This is a genomic window from Caldimonas manganoxidans ATCC BAA-369 (assembly GCF_000381125.1).
Taxonomy (GTDB): Bacteria; Pseudomonadota; Gammaproteobacteria; order Burkholderiales; family Burkholderiaceae_C; genus Caldimonas; species Caldimonas manganoxidans.
The window spans coordinates 17,153-37,321 of sequence record NZ_KB905930.1; the positions used below are offsets into that span (position 1 = coordinate 17,153).

A 20,169-nucleotide genomic window follows, 5' to 3' on the forward strand; every position below is an offset into this window, starting at 1 on the left:
TCGGGGCCGACGGAGCAAGGCCGCAGTGAGGCGGTCAAGGCGCTGCAGTGTGGGGCTTGGAGACCCGACTCCAAGCTGGGTGACTGGACGGCCCTGGGGGGGGATCCGTTAGAATGCACAAAATCGAACGATCGTTCTATTTTGTGCAGGCTGCGATGCCTAGGGTTAACCCGAGCACGCTTGTCGCCAGGACAACAGTCCGGCTGTGCGCTGCACCATAGAATGGGATGTAACGTTTACGTCAATCCGAAGGAGAGCGTCGCATGAAGGCACTGGTCGCAGTCAAGCGCGTCGTGGACTACAACGTCAAGGTGCGTGTGAAGTCCGACGGCACGGGGGTGGACATCGCCAACGTCAAGATGAGCATGAACCCCTTTGACGAGATCGCGGTGGAAGAAGCCACCCGTCTGAAGGAAAAGGGGGTGGTCAGCGAGATCGTGGCCGTGTCCTGCGGCGTGGCGCAATGCCAGGAAACGCTGCGCACGGCGATGGCCATTGGGGCGGACCGGGCCATACTCGTCGAGACCGATGCCGAGTTGCAGCCGTTGGCCGTGGCCAAGCTGCTCAAGGCCGTGGTCGACAAGGAGCAGCCCCAGCTCATCATCTTGGGCAAGCAAGCCATCGATGACGATTGCAACCAGACGGGGCAGATGCTGGCGGCATTGCTCGATCGCCCGCAGGGGACCTTTGCCAGCAAGGTCGAAGTGGTCGATGGGGCCGTGGTCGTCACCCGCGAGGTCGACGGTGGCCTGGAGACGGTGAAGCTGCAATTGCCGGCCATCGTGACCACCGATCTGCGCTTGAACGAGCCGCGCTATGTGACGCTGCCCAACATCATGAAGGCCAAGAAGAAGCCCCTGGAGGTGCTCAAGCCGGCGGATCTCGGGGTTGACGTCAGCCCGCGTCTGAAAACCCTGAAGGTGGCTGAGCCTCCCAAGCGCAGCGCCGGTGTGAAGGTGCCCGACGTGGCCACGCTGGTCAGCAAGCTCAAGAACGAAGCCAAGGTCATTTGAGGAGTTCGGTCATGTCCATTCTTGTCATTGCAGAGCACGAGCACGGCGCCCTCAAAGGGGCCACGTTCAATACGGTGACGGCTGCGTTGGCCTGCGGGTCGGAAGTGCATGTGTTGGTGGCGGGTCACAACGTCGGGGAAGCGGCTCGGCAAGCGGCCCAGATCGCCGGTGTGACCAAGGTGTTGCATGCCGATGCGCCGCAACTCGATGCACAACTGGCCGAGAACGTGGCGGCCCAAGTGCTGGCCGTGGCCCAAGGTTATAGCCACATCCTCTTTCCGGCCACTGCTCACGGCAAGAACGCCGCCCCCAGGGTGGCGGCCAAGTTGGACGTTGCGCAGATTTCGGATATCACCAAGGTGGTGTCGCCGGACACCTTCGAGCGGCCCATTTATGCCGGCAACGCGATCGCGACGGTGCAAAGCGCCGATGCGGTCAAGGTGATCACGGTGCGCACCACGGCGTTCGACGCGGCGCCGGCCACTGGCGGCGCAGCAAGCGTGGAAAGCGTGGCGGCGGTGAGTGATTCGGGGTTGTCCAGCTTCGTGGGTCGCGAAGTCACCAAGAGCGACCGTCCGGAGCTCACCGCCGCCAAGATCATCGTCTCGGGTGGCCGTGCGCTGGGCTCGGCCGAGAAGTTCAACGAGGTGCTGACGCCGCTGGCCGACAAGCTCGGGGCCGCGCTGGGCGCCAGCCGGGCGGCGGTGGACGCGGGGTATGCGCCCAACGACTGGCAGGTCGGTCAGACGGGCAAGATCGTGGCACCGCAGCTGTACATCGCCGCGGGCATCAGCGGGGCGATTCAGCATCTGGCGGGCATGAAGGACTCCAAGGTGATCGTGGCGATCAACAAGGATCCCGAGGCCCCGATCTTTTCCGTGGCCGACTATGGCCTGGAGGCCGACCTGTTCGAAGCCGTGCCGGAGCTGGTCAAGAGCCTGTGAGATCCACAACGGGCCGTGACATCGGGATGTTGCGGCCCGCCAGACCCGTGCGCCCGTTGCACAGGCCACGGGTCTTTTTTCCGCCTGGTGCACAAGTTGTCCGTCGAGTGACAAGCGAGGAGATGCCGTGACTTACCGTGCCCCCGTCAAGGACATGCTGTTTTGCATGAAGGAGCTGGCTGGTTTGGACGAGGTGGCCAAGCTGCCTGGTTTCGAGGATGCCGGCGTGGAAACCGCCCAGGCCGTTCTGGAGGAATGCGCCCGGTTCAATGAGGGGGTGGTCGCTCCGCTCAATGTGGAAGGCGACCGCAACCCCAGCGCCTGGAAGGACGGGCAAGTCTTCACGACGCCTGGCTTCAAGGAAGCTTTCCGTCAGTTTGCAGAAGGGGGCTGGCAGGGTCTGCAGCACCCGACCGACTTCGGTGGTCAGGGCCTGCCCAAGACCATCGGTGCGGCCTGCATCGAGATGATCAACAGTGCCAATCTGAGTTTTGCACTGTGTCCGCTGCTGACCGATGGGGCGATCGAGGCCTTGTTGACCGCCGGCTCGCCCGAGCAGCAGCGCACCTACATTCCCAAGATGATCTCGGGGCAGTGGACCGGCACGATGAACCTCACCGAGCCGCAAGCGGGTTCGGACCTGGCGCTGGTGCGCACGCGCGCCGAGCCACAGCCAGATGGCACCTACAAGCTGTTTGGCACCAAGATCTTCATCACTTACGGTGAGCATGACATGGCCGAGAACATCGTCCATCTCGTGCTGGCGCGTGTCACCGGCGCGCCCGAAGGGGTGAAGGGCATCTCGTTGTTCATCGTGCCGAAGTTCTTGGTTCGGCCCGATGGGTCGATCGGTGAACGCAACGATGTGCACTGCGTGAGCATCGAGCACAAGCTTGGCATCAAGGCCAGCCCGACGGCAGTGTTGCAGTTTGGCGACCACGGTGGCGCGGTGGGTTACCTGGTGGGTCAGGAAAACCGCGGTCTGGAGTACATGTTCATCATGATGAACGCGGCTCGCTATGCCGTGGGTGTGCAAGGCATTGCGGTGGCCGAGCGGGCTTATCAGTTGGCAGCGGCGTATGCCAAGGAGCGTATCCAGTCGCGGCCGGTGGACGGGTCTCGGCCTGGCAGCGCGCCGATCATCCACCATCCGGATGTGCGCCGGATGTTGATGACGATGCGCGCCTATACGGAAGGCTGCCGTGCGATGGCCATCACTGCCGCAGCGGCCTATGACGCGGCTCATGCACACCCGGACGAGAAGGAGCGCCAGCGCAATCAGGCTTTCTATGAGTTCATGGTGCCGCTGGTCAAGGGCTACAGCACCGAGATGAGCTTGGAGGTGACCAGCCTGGGGGTGCAGGTGCACGGGGGGATGGGCTTCATCGAGGAGACGGGGGCCGCCCAGCATTATCGAGACGCTCGCATTTTGCCCATCTATGAGGGCACCACGGCGATCCAAGCCAATGATTTGGTGGGCCGCAAGACGGTGCGCGATGGGGGCCAGGTGGCCAAGGCCATCGCTGCGCAGATCGCCAACACCGAGGCGGACTTGGCCCGTCGCGACAGTGTGGCCGCTCGTGCCATGCTCCAGCGCCTGCAAGCGGCCCGAGAAGCATTCGTGCAGGTGGTGGATTTCATCGTGGCGCAAGCCAAGAGCCGACCGAATGCGGTCTACGCCGGCAGCGTGCCGTATTTGATGCTTGCCGGCAATGTGGTGGCAGGTTGGCAGATGGCGCGGGCCTTGATGGTGGCCGAGGATCGGCTGGCCGCCGGCGAGGACACGGGCTTCATGCAGGCCAAGATCGCCACGGCGCGCTTCTATGCCGAGCACATCCTGGCCAAGGTGCCAGCGGTGCGTGAGGCGATCGTCAATGGCGCCGACAGCGTCATGGGCTTGGACATCGAAGCATTCTGAGTCTCGAGGAGCATCCCGTGCCTTTGCCGACCATCCTTCAGAACTTGCCGCTGCCAGTCATCGGCTCGCCGTTGTTCATCATCAGCAATCCACGGCTCGTGATCGAGCAGTGCAAGGCCGGCATCGTGGGTTCGATGCCGGCGCTCAATGCGCGGCCGGCCTCTCAGTTGGACGAGTGGTTGGCCGAGATCACCGAGACGCTGGCGGCCTATAACCGCCAGCATCCGGACCGCCCGGCTGCCCCGTTTGCGATCAACCAGATCGTGCACAAGAGCAATGACCGGCTCGAGCACGACATGGCCTTGTGCGAGAAGTACAAGGTGCCCATCATCATCACCTCGCTGGGGGCCCGCACGGATGTGAACGAGGCGGTGCATCGCTGGGGTGGAGTCGTGTTGCACGACATCATCAACAACACCTTTGCCCGCAAAGCCATCGACAAAGGGGCGGATGGCTTGATTGCCGTGGCGGCCGGGGCCGGCGGTCATGCGGGCACGACCAGTCCTTTCGCGCTGGTGCAAGAGATTCGGGAGTGGTTCGACGGCCCCTTGGCGCTGTCCGGGGCGATTGCCACGGGGCGTGCGATCTTGGCGGCGCGGGCCATGGGGGCGGACTTCGCTTACATCGGCTCGGCTTTCATCGCCACCGAAGAGGCGCGCGCCGTCGATGAATACAAGCGCATGATCACCGAAAGCACCAGCCAGGACATCGTCTATTCGAACCTTTTCACCGGGGTGCACGGCAATTATTTGCGTGGCTCCATCGTGCGTGCCGGGTTGGATCCGGACAATCTGGCCGTTAGCGACCCGAGCAAGATGAATTTCGGCGGCGAAGGGGCGAAAAAGGCCTGGAAGGACATCTGGGGCGCCGGCCAAGGGGTGGGGGCCATCAAAGAGGTGGTGCCCGCGCGCGTGTTGATCGAGCGTTTACGCAGCGAGTATCTGGCCGCCAAGGCGCAGTTGTGCGCAGCTTGATGCGGCGGCCCGGCGTTCGCGCGGTCCACGGGCCGGGTGGACGCTGAGCCGCCGGCCTGGACTTCCAGCGGTTCGGCATCTATACTGTATATCTATACAGTTACCGATGGGTCCCGGCATGGCCGAACCTCCATGGTCTCCAGTGGTGATCAAGGGCCGCGGCACGGGCTGGCGGCTGGCGCATCGTTTCGAAAGCCAGGAGCGCGAATGGTTTGACGATGGATGGACCCCGGGGGCGCAGGCCGAGTCTGCCGCTGAGGGGGCCGTCGCGCATCCTCCTCGCACCGAGGTGATGGAAGAGCGCGTGCGCTCGCTGCTCAGCCCGAACGACTCCCCAGACATTCCCTTCGAGTGGTCGATCAATCCCTACCGGGGCTGTGAGCACGGCTGCATCTACTGTTACGCCCGCCCCACGCACAGCTACCTGAATCTTTCGCCCGGGCTGGATTTCGAAACGAAGCTGGTGGCCAAGGTGAACGCGGCCGAGGTGCTGGCCCAGGAGCTGGCGCGACCAGGGCACCGAGTCAGCCCGATCAATATCGGCTCGGCGACCGATGCCTATCAGCCCATCGAGCGTCGCTTGCGGATCACGCGGGCGGTGCTGGAGGTGTTGCACCGCTGCAAACACCCTTACACCATCGTTACCAAGTCCTCAGGGGTGGAACGGGACCTGGACCTGATTGCCGCCGATGCGGCCGAGCGCCGGGCGATGGTCTTCGTGAGCGTGACGACACTCGATGCGGCGCTGAGTCGCCGTCTGGAGCCCCGTGCGGCGGCGCCCCACCGCCGATTGCAGACGGTGCGGACTCTGGCGCGCGCCGGTGTGCCGGTGGGCGTGAACGTCGCCCCGATCATTCCTTTTTTGAACGAGCCGGAGATCGAGCGGCTCGTCCAGGCGGCTGCCGAGGCCGGCGCCAGGTCGATTCACTACACCGTGTTGCGGCTGCCGTGGGAGGTGAGCCCTTTGTTTCAGCGCTGGCTGCAAGATCATCTGCCGCAGCGGGCCGCACGCATCATGGCACGGGTGCGTGAGTTGCGGGGCGGCAAGGACTATGAGGCCGAATTCGGCGTGCGCATGAAGGGTCAGGGGGTGTGGGCGCAGCTCATCGCCCAGCGCGTGGACAAAGCCTGCGCCCGCGCCGGGCTGGCGCGCCACGCACCGCGTCTGGATGCGACGGCTTTCCGACCTCCTGGTGACGCACGCCAGGCCGAGCTGTTTTGACGCAGGGATCTGATGCGAGGGGGCCGAAGCGGGGGCATCAGAAGCGGATGGTCAGCGTCAGGCCCAAGGCCCACAGGCCTCGGCGCGCTTCGGCCGCTGTCTCGCGTTCGCGGAAGTGACCCAGGGAGACCTGACCGAGCAGCCAGTCTTCGTGCAGTGCTTGCTCCCAGCTCAGTTGCAGACCGTATTCCTCGACCTTGACACCGCCTCCTTCACGACCGCGGAAAAGCGCCTCGGTGGACAGCAGGCGCTGGTTGCCGAAGAACTGGTACAGACCGAGGTTGCTCGACCATTCGACGCGCTGGCTGCGTTGGGTGTAGGTGGCCGCGTGGAGCCAGCGCCCGATCAGGGTGGGGTTGACCTCATGCTCGTACGACACCGCGGTGGTGGATCCGACGCGGTCATCGCGGGTCCAGAAAACGGTCTCGCGCAAATGCAGCCGGTCGGCGGGGCCGAGTTCCCACTGGTGCCGGTAGCGCAGCTGTGCATAGGGTTTGATGCCTCCGCGCAGGCCCAAGCGGGCATCGAAACCGGCCCCGGCATGGACGCCCAGCCCAGCAAAGAAGGTTTCTTGTCCTGAGCCGGGGGGCTGCAAACGCTGTTCGCGGCTGAGGGGCTGCGGCTGGTCGGTCACCAGGTCTCGGGCGTCGTCTCGTCCGACGAACAGCCGTGCAGAGCGCCGTTCGATGTTGGGCAGCCGGAAGCTGGCGTTGAAGCGGGCCCCCAGCCGGGGCGCATGCTGTTGCCGCAGCAGCAACCGCACTTGGAAGACGCCGTCGCTCACAGAGCCGCCGTCTTCGAAGGGATGGTCGCCAAACCAACCGTCCACGCCCCGGGCCAGCCACTCGGCGGATGCGCGTAGGGACTGCCGGGCCGAGCTGGCGATGTCCACCATCGGGGAGGCCGGCTCCCCGGGAGGGGAGTCGGCCAGCGCCATGGCTGGCAGGATCAAGATCGCGAACTGACACCAGGCGCTGAGGCGCGGGGCAGGGCATCGTGAGCGTGCAGAAGGCGCGTACGTGGTGGACATGGGGGTAGGAACTTGCAGGCCGTGCGCACTATAAGCCAGCCCGCACCCCACGCCAGTACATCATCGCGGCACGACGCGGATCTTGCCCACCATGCCAGCGTCGAAGTGACCCGGCAGCAAACAGGCATACTCGAACTCGCCCACACGGTTGAAGTGCCAGATCATTTCGGCCGTCTTGCCCGGGGCGACATGGGCCATGTAGGGCTCGTCATGCTCCATGTCGGGGAACTTCTTCATCAGCTCGGCGTGCGCCTGGAGTTCCTGACGGGTGCCGAGCACGAATTCGTGCATGACGTTGCCGCGGTTGTGGTGGAGGAAGCGAATCGTCTCGCCGTGCTTGACCTCGATCTGGGCGGGGGTGAAGCGCATGTCGTCGCTCATTTGGATCTCGAGGGTGCGAGTCACGGCCCGCGCCTGTCCGGCGATGCCCCAAGGTTTTTGCTCAATCACCACGGGGCCGGCCTGGCCGCCGTGGTGGCGGTCGCCGTGCGCGATGGTCACCGCTGGCACGAGCAACAGGCCCGCAAGGGCGAGGGCATGGGCGGCTTGCAGCATCGGTGGGTCTCCTTCCAATGGGGCATCGATGGGGCGTCAATGGGCGTGGCCCGTGCCGTGGGGTTTGACCGCGCGGGCCGAGTCGGGGGCGGGCGATGGCGAGCCCGCGCGCACGGCCGCCGGAGGCGCGCCTGTCCATTCGTAGGCCACAGTGCCTGGTGGATGCCTGAATGGCCCGGGATCGCTGTAGTCACCGGGCCGCTGGTGGCGGCGCACTTTGAGCACGGTGAACATGCCGCCCATCTCCAAGGGGCCGTACTGTCCCTGGCCGGTCATCATCGGTGCGGTGTTGTCCGGCAGGGGCATTTCCATTTGACCCATGTCGGCCATGCCGCGTTCGCCCATTACCATGTAGTCGGGCACGACACGCTGGATCTTGCGCACCAGGCCGCGGTGGTCGACTCCGATCATCGTGGGCACATCATGGCCCATGGCATTCATCGTGTGGTGGCTCTTGTGGCAGTGCAAGGCCCAGTCGCCTTCTTCGTTGGCGATGAATTCGATTTGGCGCATCTGGCCGACGGCGATGTCGGTGGTCACCTCGTTCCAGCGTGCACTTGGTGGTGTGGGGCCGCCGTCGGTGCCGGTCACCTGGAACTCGTGACCGTGCAGGTGGAGCGGATGGTTGGTCATCGTGAGGTTGCCCACGCGAATGCGCACGCGGTCGTTCAAGCGCACGTTGAGCGTGTCGATGGCTGGAAAGATACGGCTGTTGAAGCACCAGATGTTGAAGTCGAGCATCGTGTTGATGCGCGGGGTCTTGCTGCCTGGCTCCACATCGAATGCGTTGAGCAGGAAGCAGAAGTCGCGATCGACCTCGTTGATGTGCGGGTGCTTGTCGCGCGGGTGCGTGACCCAAAAGCCCATCATGCCCATGGCCATTTGCACCATCTCGTCGGCATGAGGGTGGTACATGAAGGTGCCAGGGCGGCGGGCTTCGAATTCGTAGACGTAGGTCTTGCCCACGGGGATGGCCGGCTGAGTCAGGCCGGCCACCCCATCCATGCCGTTGGGCAGGCGCTGCCCGTGCCAGTGGATGCTGGTGTGCTCGGGCAAGCGGTTGGTCACGAAGATGCGCACCCGGTCGCCCTCGACCACTTCGATGGTCGGGCCCGGGCTTTGGCCGTTGTAGCCCCACATGTGGACATGGAAGCCAGGCGCCACCTCCCGCACCACCGGTTCGGCCACGAGGTGGAATTCCTTGACGCCATCTTTCATGCGCCATGGGAGGGTCCAGCCGTTGAGCGTGACGACCGGTCGGTAGGGCCGTCCATTGGGCGGCAGCAGGGGCGGTGCGGTCTGTGGCGAGGTCTGGACCACCGGTTCGGGCAGGGCCGCCAAGGCCGAGCGGGCTACGGCCACACCGGCCACGGCGCTGGCGGCCATGGCGAAGAATCCGCGTCGGGAAGAGGCATTCGGCATGTGGTGTCGGGACATCGAGGGTCAGTGAGCTGGGGCGGTGTCGGCGCTGGCACCATCGCCGAGCGAGACGAAGTTCGTGGGCTCGCCCCCTTGGAGCACCCATTGGAGATCGGATTCGGCCAGCCAGAAGTCGCGTTGGGCACGGACGGCGTCGGCTGCAGTGGCCAAGCGGGAGCGGGTGTGGGACAGCAGCTCCCAAACGCTCATGAGCATTCCGTTGTAGCGCAGCACCGCTTCCTCGGCCATCAGCTCGCGGGTCTTGAGCACCTGGTCGCGGTAGGTCATGGCCAGGGCGTGGCTGGTCCGATAGGCCTCGTAGGCCAATCTTGCATGAGCGGATGCACGCAGCGCCTCGGCTCGTGGCAACTGGTCGCGCAAGCCCTGCAGATGGGGTGCCAGCGCATCGACGCTCATCAAAGACTCTGGCAAGGCTGGCAGCGCATCGGGCAGGGCGATGCGGTCGTGCCGTCCGGTCAGCTGCAGCACGCGCACCAGCTCGCGCTCGGCCAGGGCGGCCGCGTATTCGGCTTTCTCCAAGGCCATCTTGGCTTCGCCGAGGGCCAGCGAGCTCGGCGCTGCTTGCAGGCGACTCCAGTTGCCCACCTGCACCATGCGTTGACCGAGTTCATGAGCCGCCTGGGCCGCCACGAGGCTGTCGCGGTGCATGCCGATGCTCTGTCGCGCCGCCACGGCTTGGATCCATGCCTGACGGGCCTGCCGGGCCACGGCCAGCAACTCGCTCAGACCTTGTACGCGACGGTGCATCTTGGGGTCGAGGGCCATCCAGCGCCCCTGGGCGATGGCATCGGTCAGCGCTGCGCCGAGCTGGGCCTGCACTGGGGCCAGCGACAGATGGGCCTTCCAGGCCTGGCGCACGGCGTCGGCGGGCGTGGCCAAGGACAGGGACGCCGATGGCGCGGCGGGCTGCGCGGGGTCTTGGTGTTGCGCTTCTTCCCAGCGCAGGATGTCGACATGGCCGCGCTGAAACCTTCCGACCGTGTCATTGGCTTGGCGCCAGTCGAGGGGGGCATCGCTTGGAGAGGCCAGCGCGGCGGGGGCCAGCATGGCCCCTGCGGCCCACAGGGCGGCTGCCAGTCGTGCGAGTTTGAGATGGAACATGGGTGGCATAAGGGGGGAACATCCACGGGCTCATCGACCGGTACATCAACCGGTGGGCGGAATTTTGGGCGGGTCGAGCCAACGGCAAGCTGTCTGCCAGATGACAAATCTGTCAGCTTGTGGCGCTGGGCAGCGTTGCAGGCACACTACGTCTTGTTCCAGTGTGTGCAGCGGCCGTGAAGATCCTCATCGTCGAAGATGAACCCAAGACCGGCGACTATTTGCGCCAGGGCCTGCGTGAGGCGGGCTTTGCCGTCGATCTGGCGACCCATGGCGCTGACGGACTGCACATGGCGCTGGCTGGCGATCCCGACTTGCTCATCCTGGATGTGATGCTGCCCGGCCTGGACGGCTGGACGGTGTTGCGCGAGCTGCGCAGGCAGGGGTGGACGCGGCCGGTGCTCTTTTTGACCGCGCGCGATCAGGTCGAGGAGCGGGTGCGCGGCTTGGAGTTGGGCGCCGATGACTATCTCGTCAAGCCGTTCTCGTTCGCCGAGCTGCTGGCGCGCGTGCGCACCATTTTGCGCCGAGGGCGTGCTGGCCTGGAGCCCACGATCCTGAGAGTGGCCGATCTGGAGCTCGACTTGCTGCGTCGTCGCGTGACGCGAGCGGGCCGTCGGATCGATCTGACGGCCAAGGAGTTTGGCCTGCTGGAGCTGCTGATGCGGCGCAGTGGAGAGGTGTTGCCCCGTTCCTTGATTGCCTCTCACGTATGGGACATGAATTTCGACAGCGACACCAATGTGATCGAAGTGGCGGTGCGGCGGCTGCGGGCGAAGGTGGACGAAGGCTTCGAGCCGCGGCTGATTCACACGGTACGCGGCATGGGCTATGTGCTGGAGGTGCCTGAGGAACGCGCATGAGACTGCGGCTGACGCTGACGGCTCGCCTGACGCTGCTGTACACCTTGGTGTCACTGACCATGCTGCTGGGGCTGGGCGTGTTCGTGCTGCGCGCCACCGATGCGCATTTCGTCGAGTTGGATGAGGAGCTGCTGCGCGACAAGTCGCGCCTGATCGCGCGGATCGTGGCCGAGAGCCGCTCGGCCGACGAGTTGGCCTCTCACTTGGATCATCTGCTCTCGACCCACGAGGGCTTGCATGCCGAGCTGCATGACGGGACTCGCGCGGTGTATGACGCCCATGGGCTGCAGCTGGCCCAAGCCGTCGAGCGCCAGCAGGGCGTGCGGCCGCCCGCCCAGTGGACCGTGGCGGGGCGGACGTTGCGCGTGCTGCAGTTTTCCTTGCCTGCTGCGCAGGCACTGGCTGCCGACGGCATGCTCGTGCTGACCTTGGGATTGGATATCGGGCACCACCAGCATTTCATGCAGTCGCTGACCCGCTGGCTGACGGTGTGCCTGGCCGCAGCCACGTTGCTCAGTGGGTTGCTGGCCTGGTGGGTGGCGCGGCGCGGGCTGGCTCCGCTGCGGGAGATGAAGGCGCGCGCGCAGCGTGTGACGGCGCGCCAGATCGATCATCGCATGCCCGAGCAGGACGTGCCGGTGGAGCTGGCCGACTTGGCCCAGGGGCTCAATTCGATGCTGGATCGTCTGCAACAGGATGTCGAGCGTTTGTCGCAGTTCTGCGGCGATCTGGCTCATGAGCTGCGCACGCCCATCAGCAACTTGCTGACGCAGACGCAGGTGGCCTTGGCCCAGCCACGACCGGCGCAGGCCTATCGCGAGATCTTGGCTTCCAATGCCGAGGAGCTGCAGCGCTTGGCTCGCATGGTGTCAGACATGCTCTTTTTGGCCCAGGCCGATCACGGACTGGCGCTGCCGCGGCCCGAGCGCATCGTGTTGGCCGAGGAAGTCAAAGCGCTGTTCGACTTTTATGAGGCCTTGGCCGAGGACAAGGGCTTGCGCCTGGAGGCTGCGGGTCAAGCCGAGGTGTGGGGGGACCGTCTGATGGTGCGTCGGGCCATCAGCAACTTGTTGTCCAACGCACTGCGGCATGCGCGGCCCGGCACGCCGGTGCGCGTGAGTCTGGAAGAGCGGGATGCCCAGTGTGTGCTGACGGTGCACAACGAGGGGCCGGACATCGATCCGCAGGATCTGCCCCGGCTGTTCGATCGCTTCTTCCGCGCCGACCGCTCGCGGCGCCACGGTGTCAGCGAAGGGGCCGGGTTGGGGCTGGCGATCACGCAGGCCGTGATGCGCGCGCACGGTGGGTATGCCTCGGCTCGGTCAGGGCAAGGCCAAACCGCGATGTCCTTGCATTTCCCGCGCGCAGCGTCCGGGTGAGGCGCTCACTTGAACAGGTCTTTGACCCGGTCGGTCCAACTCTTGGCATGGGGCGAGTGGCGTTCGCCGCCTTTCTTGAGCGATTCATCCAGCTCCTTGACCAGCTTGCGTTGGTGCTCTGTGAGCTTGACCGGTGTTTCGATCTGGATATGGCAGTACAGATCGCCAGGATAGGCCGAGCGCACGCCCTTGATGCCTTTGCCACGCAGGCGGAAGGTCTTGCCATGCTGAGTGCCCTCGGGCAGCTCGATTTCGGCGCGGCCAGACAGCGTGGGCACCTCGATGGTGCCGCCGAGGATGGCCGTGGTGATGCTCACGGGCACGGTGCAGTGCAGGTCGTCGCCGTCGCGTTCGAAGATCTCGTGTTTTTTGATGCGGATCTCGATGTACAGGTCGCCGGGTGGGCCACCGTTGGTGCCGGGTTCCCCATTGCCGGCCGAGCGGATGCGCATGCCTTCGTCGATGCCGGCGGGGATTTTGACCTCCAGTGTCTTGGCGCGCTTGACCCGACCCTGTCCGCCGCAGCTGGGGCACGGATCGGGGATGACCTTGCCGCTGCCGTGACAGTTTGGGCAGGTTTGTTGGATGCTGAAGAAGCCTTGGCGCAGGTGCACGGTGCCCGAGCCATGGCAGGTGCCACAGGTTTTGGCACTGGTGCCCGGACGGGCGCCGCTGCCATGGCAGGTGTCGCAGTCTTCCCAGCTGGGGATGCGAATTTGCGCTTCCTTGCCGAAGGCGGCTTCTTCCAGGGTGATTTCCATGGCATAGGACAGGTCGCTGCCGCGATAGACCTGTGGGCCCCCGCGGCGCGAGCCGCCGGTCCCGAAGATGTCGCCAAAGATGTCGCCGAAGGCTTCTGCAAAGCCACCGAAACCTTCGGGGCCACCGCGGAAGCCGGCGCCGCCCATGGACGGATCCACCCCTGCATGGCCGTACTGGTCATAGGCCGCGCGCTTTTTCGGGTCCGAGAGCATCTCGTAGGCCTCTTTGGCCTCTTTGAACTTTTCCTCGGCTTCCTTGGCCTTGTCACCCTGGTTGCGGTCCGGGTGGTACTTCATGGCCAACTTGCGGTAGGCCTTTTTGATGTCCTCTTCGGAGGCATTTTTCGCCACACCCAGGACTTCGTAGTAGTCGCGCTTTGCCATGTTCTCGGTCACTTTCAAACGCAAAGCCCCCGTGTGCAGGTGTCGCTGCCCACGGGGGTGCTTTCATCCCCGCCCCCTGCGGCTGCGGCTGCCGGCTTCGGGGGGCGGGCCAGCGTCGATTACTTTTTGTCCTTCACTTCGGTGAATTCGGCGTCCACCACGTTGTCGTCGGCGGACTTGGCCGAGGCTTGGGCACCAGCAGCGGAGTGGCTCTGGCCGGCCGCCTGAGCCGCCTGCATGTCGGCATAGAGCTTCTCGCCCAACTTCTGGCTGGCCTTCATCAGCGCCTCGCTCTTGGCTTCGATGGTGGCCTTGTCCTCGCCCTTGAGGGCTTCTTCGAGGTCCTTGATGGCCGACTCGATGGCTTCCTTCTCGGAGGCTTCGAGCTTGCTGCCGTGCTCACCCAAAGACTTGCGCACGCTGTGCACCAGGGCGTCGGCCTGGTTGCGGGCTTGCGCCAGTTCGAGCTTGCGCTTGTCCTCGGCGGCGTTGAGCTCGGCGTCTTTCACCATCTTTTGGATCTCCTCCTCGGTGAGGCCGGAGTTTGCCTTGATGGTGATCTTGTTCTCCTTGCCGGTGGCCTTGTCCTTGGCGCTGACGTGCAAAATGCCGTTGGCGTCGATGTCGAAAGTCACCTCGATTTGCGGCACGCCGCGCGGCGCCGGCGGAATGCCTTCCAGGTTGAACTCGCCCAGCAGCTTGTTGCCCGCGGCCATTTCGCGTTCGCCCTGGTAGACCTTGATGGTCACGGCCGGTTGGTTGTCCTCCGCCGTGGAGAAGACCTGCGAGAACTTGGTCGGGATGGTGGTGTTCTTGCTGATCATCTTCGTCATCACGCCGCCCAGGGTCTCGATGCCCAAGGACAGCGGGGTGACGTCCAGCAGCAACACGTCCTTGCGGTCGCCGGCCAGCACCGCGCCTTGGATGGCCGCACCCACGGCCACGGCTTCGTCGGGGTTGACGTCTTTGCGCGGCTCTTTGCCGAAGAACTCCTTGACCTTCTCCTGCACCTTGGGCATGCGGGTCATGCCACCGACCAGGATCACGTCATCGATGTCGCTGACCTTCACGCCGGCATCCTTGATGGCGATGCGGCAGGGCTCGATGGTGCGCTCGATCAGGTCTTCGACCAGGGCCTCGAGTTTGGCACGCGTGAGCTTGATGTTCAGGTGCTTCGGCCCGGAGGCGTCGGCCGTGATGTAGGGCAGGTTGATTTCGGTTTGCTGGCTGGAGGACAGCTCGATCTTGGCTTTCTCGGCAGCTTCTTTCAGGCGCTGCAAGGCCAGCACGTCCTTGGTGAGGTCGACGCCTTGTTCTTTCTTGAATTCCCCAATGATGTAGTCGATGATGCGCTGGTCGAAGTCCTCGCCACCGAGGAAGGTGTCGCCGTTGGTGGACAGCACTTCGAACTGCTTCTCGCCATCGACATCGGCGATTTCGATGATGGAGATGTCGAACGTGCCGCCGCCGAGGTCATAGACGGCGATCTTGCGGTCGCCTTTGGCGGTTTTGTCCAGGCCGAAGGCCAATGCGGCCGCCGTGGGCTCATTGATGATGCGCTTGACTTCCAAGCCGGCGATGCGCCCGGCGTCCTTGGTGGCTTGACGCTGGCTGTCGTTGAAATAGGCCGGCACGGTGATCACGGCCTCGGTCACGGGTTCGCCCAGGTAATCCTCGGCGGTCTTCTTCATCTTGCGCAGCACTTCGGCGCTGACCTGCGGAGGCGCGAGTTTCTTACCCCGCACTTCGACCCAGGCATCGCCGTTGTCGGCTTGCACGATGGAATAGGGCATCAGGTCGATGTCCTTTTGGACTTCCTTCTCGGTGAACTTGCGTCCGATCAGGCGCTTGACGGCGTACAGGGTGTTCTTGGGATTGGTGACTGCCTGGCGCTTGGCAGGGGCGCCGACCAGCACCTCACCGTCTTCCATGTAGGCCACGATGGACGGCGTGGTGCGCGCGCCCTCACTGTTTTCGATGACCTTGGGCGTATTGCCTTCCATGACGGCCACGCACGAGTTGGTGGTGCCCAGGTCGATGCCGATGATTTTTGCCATGTTGGATGCTCCTGATCTGAAAAATCCGGTTGTCCGCTACTTGTGGATCAATGAGGGGCTTTCAAGGGGTCAGCGGGGGGCCGCCACGGTCACCAGGGCTGGACGCAGCACCCGGTCGGCAATCACATAGCCTTTTTGCAGCACGGCCACGATGGTGTTGGGCTCTTGCTCGGCCGGCACCATGCTGATGGCCTGGTGTTGATGGGGGTCGAACTTGTCGCCGCTGGCCGGGTTCACCTCGAGCACCTTGTTGCGTTCCAGGGCCTGGGTGAGCAAGCGCAACGTGGCATGCACACCCTCGCGCAATTGTTCCAGCGTGGCGTTGTCCACTGCCAAGGCGGCTTCCAGGCTGTCTTTGACGGGCAGCAGGCTTTCAGCAAACGCCTCGATGGCGAACTTGCGCGACTTGGCGATTTCCTCCTCGGCGCGGCGGCGGGTGTTTTCGACCTCGGCCTTGGCGCGCAAGTAGGCGTCGGACACCTCGGCGTGCCGGGCTTCGAGTTCGGCCAGCTTCTGTTCGAGCGTCACCTGCTCGGCCGGCTCGGCGTTCAGTTCAGGGGCAGGAGATTGGTTGGGGTCAGGATGTTGCGGTTCTGTCATGTCGTGCTTCCCATCGGTTGGCGCGCAAATGGGGGCATGCTCCAAAGGTTCAAGAGGCTGGGCCCGATGGCGGACGGGAAAATCCTGAAGAAAATCTTGAATTTTGCCGGCAAATGGCCTGGGCCGGTCCGTCCGGTCCCCGACGCAGGGGGGCGCCTGGGCATTTTGCGCAGGTTAGGATGCCTGCCTGAGCCTGTGAATCAGTCCCATTTGCCCTTGGACACTTCCTTTTCCAGCGAAACCAAGGATGCCGCTGCGCATTCCAGGGGCGCCGGCCGCGCCGAGCTGGCCATGCGCACGGCCCTGACCTTGGCCCGGCCCATCGTGCGTTGGTTGCTGCGCCAGGGGGTGCAGTACGGGGCTTTCGTGGCCGCGCTCAAGCGGGTCTTCGTGGAGGTGGCGGCCGAGGAACTGCGCCGCCAGGGGCGGCGCTGCACCGATTCGGCGCTGAGCGTGCTCAGCGGGGTGCACCGCAAAGACGTGCGGGCGCTGACGCAGCTGGGCCGGGCCCTGCAGCGCGACAAGCCTTTTTCGCCCGCGTCGCTGGTCTTCACGCGCTGGGCCACCGACCCACGCTGGCGCGATCCGGCCAGCGGCCGCCCGTTGCGGCTGCCGCGCCAGGGAGAGCAAGGCTCGTTCGAGGCGCTGGCGCGAGAGGTGTCCACGGACGTGCACCCCCGCACCTTGCTGGACGAGCTGCAGCGGTTGTCGCTGGTGCACATCGATGGCCCGTGGGTGGAGTTGGTGGCGCAGAGCTACGTGCCGTCGGCCGACGAGGCCGCCATGGCCGAGCTGTTGGCCGCCAACGGGGCCGATCACCTGGCTGCTGCGGTGCACAACCTGACCATGTCCGAACCGCGCCTGCTCGAGCAAAGCGTGTTCGCCAGCGGGCTGTCGCAGGCTTCGGCCGAGGCGCTGGGGGTGCTGGCACGGCGGCTGTGGGCGCAGGACTTCGTGTGCATGGCCGAGCAGGCGCGACAGCGCTGTCAGGCCGACGCAAAGCCTGCGCAGCCTTACCGCATGCGCTTTGGCGTGTATTACTACATGGAGCCCGAGGCATCCGAGACCGACGCTGCGCACGCCCGAAAGGAGTCTTCGTCGTGAACCGAGTCCTGAGGGGGAGTCGGATCGGCCTGATGGCCCTGGCGCTGGCTGGCGGGCTGGTTGCTTGCGGCGGTGGGGACGGTGTGGGTTCGGGTGGGACGGGGGCGCCGGTGTCGTCATCGGGGACGGTCTCGGGCTTCGGCAGCGTGTGGGTCGATGGCGTGGAGCTGGACGACACCCAGGCGCGCGTGAGGCTCGACAGCGCGGAGGGGGCGCCCGACCTTCCCTCCGGACCGCTCCGGCTCGGCCTGGGCCAGCGCGTCGAGCTCGAGTTCGAGACCGCGGCCTCGGGGCGGCGCGTGGTCTCCGAGATCCGCATCTCGCCTCAGGTGATCGGCCCGGTGACCTCGGTCTCGCCCTTGAAGGTGGCCGGGCAGCCGGTGCGGGTCAACACCGATGCGGCGCAAGGGCCCTTGACCTTGCTGGTGGGGGTGGCCGACGCCTCGGCGCTGCAGGTGGGGCAGCGGGTGGAAGTGCACGGCCTGGCCCGCACGAGCGGGGGGGTGCGCGAGATCCTGGCCTCTCGGATCGCCACCGTGGACGGTGCCGGACAGAGCCCCTGGCTGCGCCTGAGCGGTTCGGTCATGGGCCTGACATCGGGCAGCTTCAGGCTGGGTGGACTGAGGGTGCAGTGGGACGGCCGCACGGTCATCGTGCCTGGTCAACAGGCGCTGGCCGAGGGGTTGTCGGTGCGGGTGTGGACACGCGGGGGCATCTTGGGCCCGCCGGACGACCCGTATGTCCTGGCCGATCGCATCCAGATCCTGCGCCGGCAGTGGCAGCCGCAACAGCCGGTGCGTCTGTCCGGGCCGGTGCAGGTCTGCTCGGAGGCACCCTCGTTGTTTTATGTGTGCGTCGCCGATGCCGTGATCGAGCGGTCGTCGGCCCAGGTGAGCGGAGGGAGTCTGGATGACTTGGTGGAGGGGCGGTACGTGGACGTGCAGGCGCACTACGATGCGGCGCTGCAGGTGCTGCGTGGAGCCCGCTTTGCGCTGCGCACGGATGCCAGTGAGGCGTCCGTGGCCCGACTGGCCGGGGAGGTGTCCGAGGTGTCCGGGTTCCGCTTCACGGTGCGCGGCACGTTCGTCGAATGGAACGCCAGCACGCCGCGTGACTGTGACCCGGCCCACGGCGTGCGGGTGCGGGTGACGGGCCGCATCGCTGGCGACCATGTCCGCGCGACCCGGATCGAGTGTGTGAATCCTTGAGGCGGCCTCAAGCAGCGGATCCTCGGGGCCGCTGCGGGTGTCCCGTGCCGGCGCGCCGGTGGCGGTATCACCGCTTGGGCAGATCGTCCAGCGACACGCTCCAGCGCTGCCAGTCGGCCAGCTTGCGCCGGTCGCGCTTGGTCGGGCGGCCTTGTTCGATGGCGTGGGCCGGGTCGGCGAGGTAGCGCCGCAGGCGCGCGGCTTCTTCGCGGGCGCGAACGCTGTCCGGTGTTTCTTCGTAGAGCTGCTGAGCCACGGCGGCCGGGCCGCGCACCTTGCTCAGACCGCGCACGATGAGAATGCGGGTCGTCGGTCCCTGTTGAATGCTCAGGCGGTCGCCGATGCGAACTTCGCGCGAGGGCTTGGCCGGTTGGTCGTTGACACGCACTCGACCTTTGTCGACTTCTTCCATGGCCAGGCTGCGCGTCTTGTAGAAGCGCGCGGCCCATAACCATTTGTCCAGGCGTACGCCGTCCATGGCCAGACCTCAAGCGGCTGCGCCAAGCGCCAGGGCGCGCTCGCGTTGGCGTGTCAGTGCGGCCGGGTCACTGGCTTCGCGTGTGGGCCATCCGGCCAGATGCTGCTCGGCGATGTCGCAAAGCGCGACGATCCATTCGTGCAGATCGTTCAGGCAGGCGATGTGATGGAACTCCTGGCCGCCGGCGCCCAGAAAGGCTTGGCGGCCTTCGATGGCGATCTCTTCCAGGGTTTCGATGCAGTCGCTGACGAAGCCGGGGCAGATCACGTCCACACGCCGCATGCCCTGGCGGGCCAGTTCGATCAGCGTGGGCTCGGTGTAGGGCTGCAACCAAGGTGCCTTGCCGAAGCGGCTTTGGAAGGTGACGCAATATTGCTCGGCTCGCAGGCCGAGCCGTTCGGCCACCAGGCGCGCGGTCTTGTGGCATTCGCAGTGGTAGGGGTCGCCGAGGTCCAGGGTGCGCCGCGGCACGCCGTGGAAGCTGAGGACGAGCCGGTCGGGCCGGCCATGGTCCATCCAGTGCTGGCCGATGCGTCGGGCCAGGGCGCCGATGTAGCCAGGATGGTCGCCATAGCGGTTGACGAAGCGCAGCTCGGGCAGGGCCCGCGTGCGCGCCGCCCAGGCGCCCACGGCATCGATCACGCTGGCCGTGGTGGTGCCGGAATACTGGGGGTACAGGGGCAATACCAGCACCCGTGTGGCACCAGCGGCCTTCAAGGCATCCAGTTGGGTGGCAATGGACGGTCGTCCATAGCGCATGGCGGCTGCCACCGTCACACGGTGCCCGCGCTCGCCCAGATAGCCTTGCAAGAGTTTGGCTTGTCGTTCCGTCCACACCCGCAAGGGGGAGCCAGCCTCGGTCCAGATGCTTTCGTATTTCGCGGCAGACCGGGATGGACGCACGCGCAGGATGATGCCGTGCAACAGGGGCTTCCACAGCCAGCGCGGGATCTCCACCACGCGGGGATCGCTCAGAAACTCGGCCAGGTAGCGGCGCAGCGCCGGCGCCGTGGGGGCTTCCGGAGTGCCCAGATTGCACAGCAGCACACCGGTGGTGCTGTCGCGGCCATGGGCATGGGGGGGTTCGGGGGCGAAGCGCATCGATTCGGGATTCCTTGTGGCTTCGGGATTATTCCCG

18 protein-coding genes are annotated in these 20,169 nt (G+C 65.5%); 9 read left to right on the forward strand and 9 right to left on the reverse strand.

The genetic code is table 11. The annotated features are described in order from the left end of the window. The first annotated feature begins 263 nt into the window (after positions 1 to 263). The 5 genes from F615_RS0101100 to F615_RS0101120 all read left to right on the forward strand — a co-directional run bounded on the left by F615_RS0101100 (position 264) and on the right by F615_RS0101120 (position 6,071). Complete coding sequence (locus tag F615_RS0101100; protein WP_019559326.1) at positions 264 to 1,013, forward strand: electron transfer flavoprotein subunit beta/FixA family protein; 750 nt, start codon at positions 264 to 266, stop codon at positions 1,011 to 1,013. 11 nt (positions 1,014 to 1,024) lie between these two features. Further along, positions 1,025 to 1,957: an electron transfer flavoprotein subunit alpha/FixB family protein gene (locus tag F615_RS0101105; RefSeq protein ID WP_019559327.1), complete on the forward strand. Its 933-nt coding sequence runs from the start codon at positions 1,025 to 1,027 to the stop codon at positions 1,955 to 1,957. A gap of 127 nt (positions 1,958 to 2,084) precedes the next feature. Beyond that, entirely contained in the window at positions 2,085 to 3,875 is a 1,791-nt protein-coding gene (locus F615_RS0101110; RefSeq protein ID WP_026329913.1) for an acyl-CoA dehydrogenase, read from the forward strand. Between the two features lie 17 nt (positions 3,876 to 3,892). After that, positions 3,893 to 4,849: an NAD(P)H-dependent flavin oxidoreductase gene (locus F615_RS0101115; RefSeq protein ID WP_019559329.1), complete on the forward strand. Its 957-nt coding sequence runs from the start codon at positions 3,893 to 3,895 to the stop codon at positions 4,847 to 4,849. A gap of 118 nt (positions 4,850 to 4,967) precedes the next feature. After that, the gene (locus tag F615_RS0101120; protein ID WP_026329914.1) at positions 4,968 to 6,071 is read left to right on the forward strand and encodes a PA0069 family radical SAM protein; all 1,104 of its coding nucleotides are present in this window, start codon (positions 4,968 to 4,970) and stop codon (positions 6,069 to 6,071) included. 37 nt (positions 6,072 to 6,108) lie between these two features. Here the strand turns inward: F615_RS0101120 and F615_RS0101125 are convergent, their stop codons facing one another. The 4 genes from F615_RS0101125 to F615_RS0101140 form a co-directional block, all read right to left on the reverse strand. After that, positions 6,109 to 7,008 (reverse strand): hypothetical protein, encoded by a 900-nt coding sequence (locus F615_RS0101125; protein WP_019559331.1) that lies wholly within the window; start codon positions 7,006 to 7,008, stop codon positions 6,109 to 6,111. A 153-nt stretch (positions 7,009 to 7,161) separates the two neighbouring features. Further along, positions 7,162 to 7,656 (reverse strand): cupredoxin domain-containing protein, encoded by a 495-nt coding sequence (locus tag F615_RS0101130; protein ID WP_019559332.1) that lies wholly within the window; start codon positions 7,654 to 7,656, stop codon positions 7,162 to 7,164. A 36-nt stretch (positions 7,657 to 7,692) separates the two neighbouring features. Beyond that, positions 7,693 to 9,042 carry a multicopper oxidase family protein gene (locus F615_RS0101135; RefSeq protein WP_019559333.1) on the reverse strand — a complete coding sequence of 450 codons (1,350 nt, stop codon included), beginning with the start codon at positions 9,040 to 9,042 and terminating at the stop codon, positions 7,693 to 7,695. Positions 9,043 to 9,099: 57 nt separating this feature from the next. After that, positions 9,100 to 10,206 (reverse strand): TolC family protein, encoded by a 1,107-nt coding sequence (locus F615_RS0101140; RefSeq protein WP_156824497.1) that lies wholly within the window; start codon positions 10,204 to 10,206, stop codon positions 9,100 to 9,102. A 167-nt stretch (positions 10,207 to 10,373) separates the two neighbouring features. On the opposite strand from F615_RS0101140, the gene F615_RS0101145 reads away from it, so the two are divergent. Continuing rightward, positions 10,374 to 11,060 carry a heavy metal response regulator transcription factor gene (locus F615_RS0101145; protein ID WP_019559335.1) on the forward strand — a complete coding sequence of 229 codons (687 nt, stop codon included), beginning with the start codon at positions 10,374 to 10,376 and terminating at the stop codon, positions 11,058 to 11,060. After that, entirely contained in the window at positions 11,057 to 12,439 is a 1,383-nt protein-coding gene (locus tag F615_RS0101150) for a heavy metal sensor histidine kinase (protein ID WP_019559336.1), read from the forward strand. The genes F615_RS0101145 and F615_RS0101150 overlap by 4 nt, the downstream gene beginning before the upstream one ends. Before the next feature lie 5 nt (positions 12,440 to 12,444). On the opposite strand, the gene dnaJ is transcribed toward F615_RS0101150, so the two are convergent. The 3 genes from dnaJ to grpE form a co-directional block, all read right to left on the reverse strand. Beyond that, a complete protein-coding gene (gene dnaJ / locus F615_RS0101155; protein WP_019559337.1) occupies positions 12,445 to 13,584 on the reverse strand; it encodes a molecular chaperone DnaJ in 1,140 nt (379 codons plus the stop codon). Positions 13,585 to 13,703: 119 nt separating this feature from the next. After that, positions 13,704 to 15,641, reverse strand: coding sequence for a molecular chaperone DnaK (gene dnaK, locus F615_RS0101160; protein WP_019559338.1), 1,938 nt, complete (start codon positions 15,639 to 15,641; stop codon positions 13,704 to 13,706). Positions 15,642 to 15,710: 69 nt separating this feature from the next. Continuing rightward, positions 15,711 to 16,241 carry a nucleotide exchange factor GrpE gene (grpE, locus tag F615_RS0101165; protein WP_019559339.1) on the reverse strand — a complete coding sequence of 177 codons (531 nt, stop codon included), beginning with the start codon at positions 16,239 to 16,241 and terminating at the stop codon, positions 15,711 to 15,713. A gap of 216 nt (positions 16,242 to 16,457) precedes the next feature. Between grpE and F615_RS17500 the strand changes: the two genes are divergently transcribed. Together F615_RS17500 and F615_RS0101175 are read left to right on the forward strand one after the other, a co-directional pair. Further along, positions 16,458 to 17,345 carry a DUF6502 family protein gene (locus tag F615_RS17500; protein ID WP_156824498.1) on the forward strand — a complete coding sequence of 296 codons (888 nt, stop codon included), beginning with the start codon at positions 16,458 to 16,460 and terminating at the stop codon, positions 17,343 to 17,345. Then, a complete protein-coding gene (locus tag F615_RS0101175) occupies positions 17,342 to 18,553 on the forward strand; it encodes a DUF5666 domain-containing protein (RefSeq protein WP_156824499.1) in 1,212 nt (403 codons plus the stop codon). The genes F615_RS17500 and F615_RS0101175 overlap by 4 nt, the downstream gene beginning before the upstream one ends. 67 nt (positions 18,554 to 18,620) lie before the next feature. Here F615_RS0101175 and F615_RS0101180 read toward each other — a convergent pair whose 3' ends face one another. Both F615_RS0101180 and hemH read right to left on the reverse strand, forming a co-directional pair. Next, positions 18,621 to 19,031, reverse strand: a complete 411-nt coding sequence (locus tag F615_RS0101180; protein ID WP_019559342.1) for an Hsp15 family ribosome-associated heat shock protein — start codon at positions 19,029 to 19,031, stop codon at positions 18,621 to 18,623. A gap of 9 nt (positions 19,032 to 19,040) precedes the next feature. Beyond that, on the reverse strand, positions 19,041 to 20,132 hold the full coding sequence (hemH, locus tag F615_RS0101185; RefSeq protein ID WP_019559343.1) for a ferrochelatase: 1,092 nt from the start codon (positions 20,130 to 20,132) through the stop codon (positions 19,041 to 19,043). Between the last annotated feature and the right edge of the window lie 37 nt (positions 20,133 to 20,169).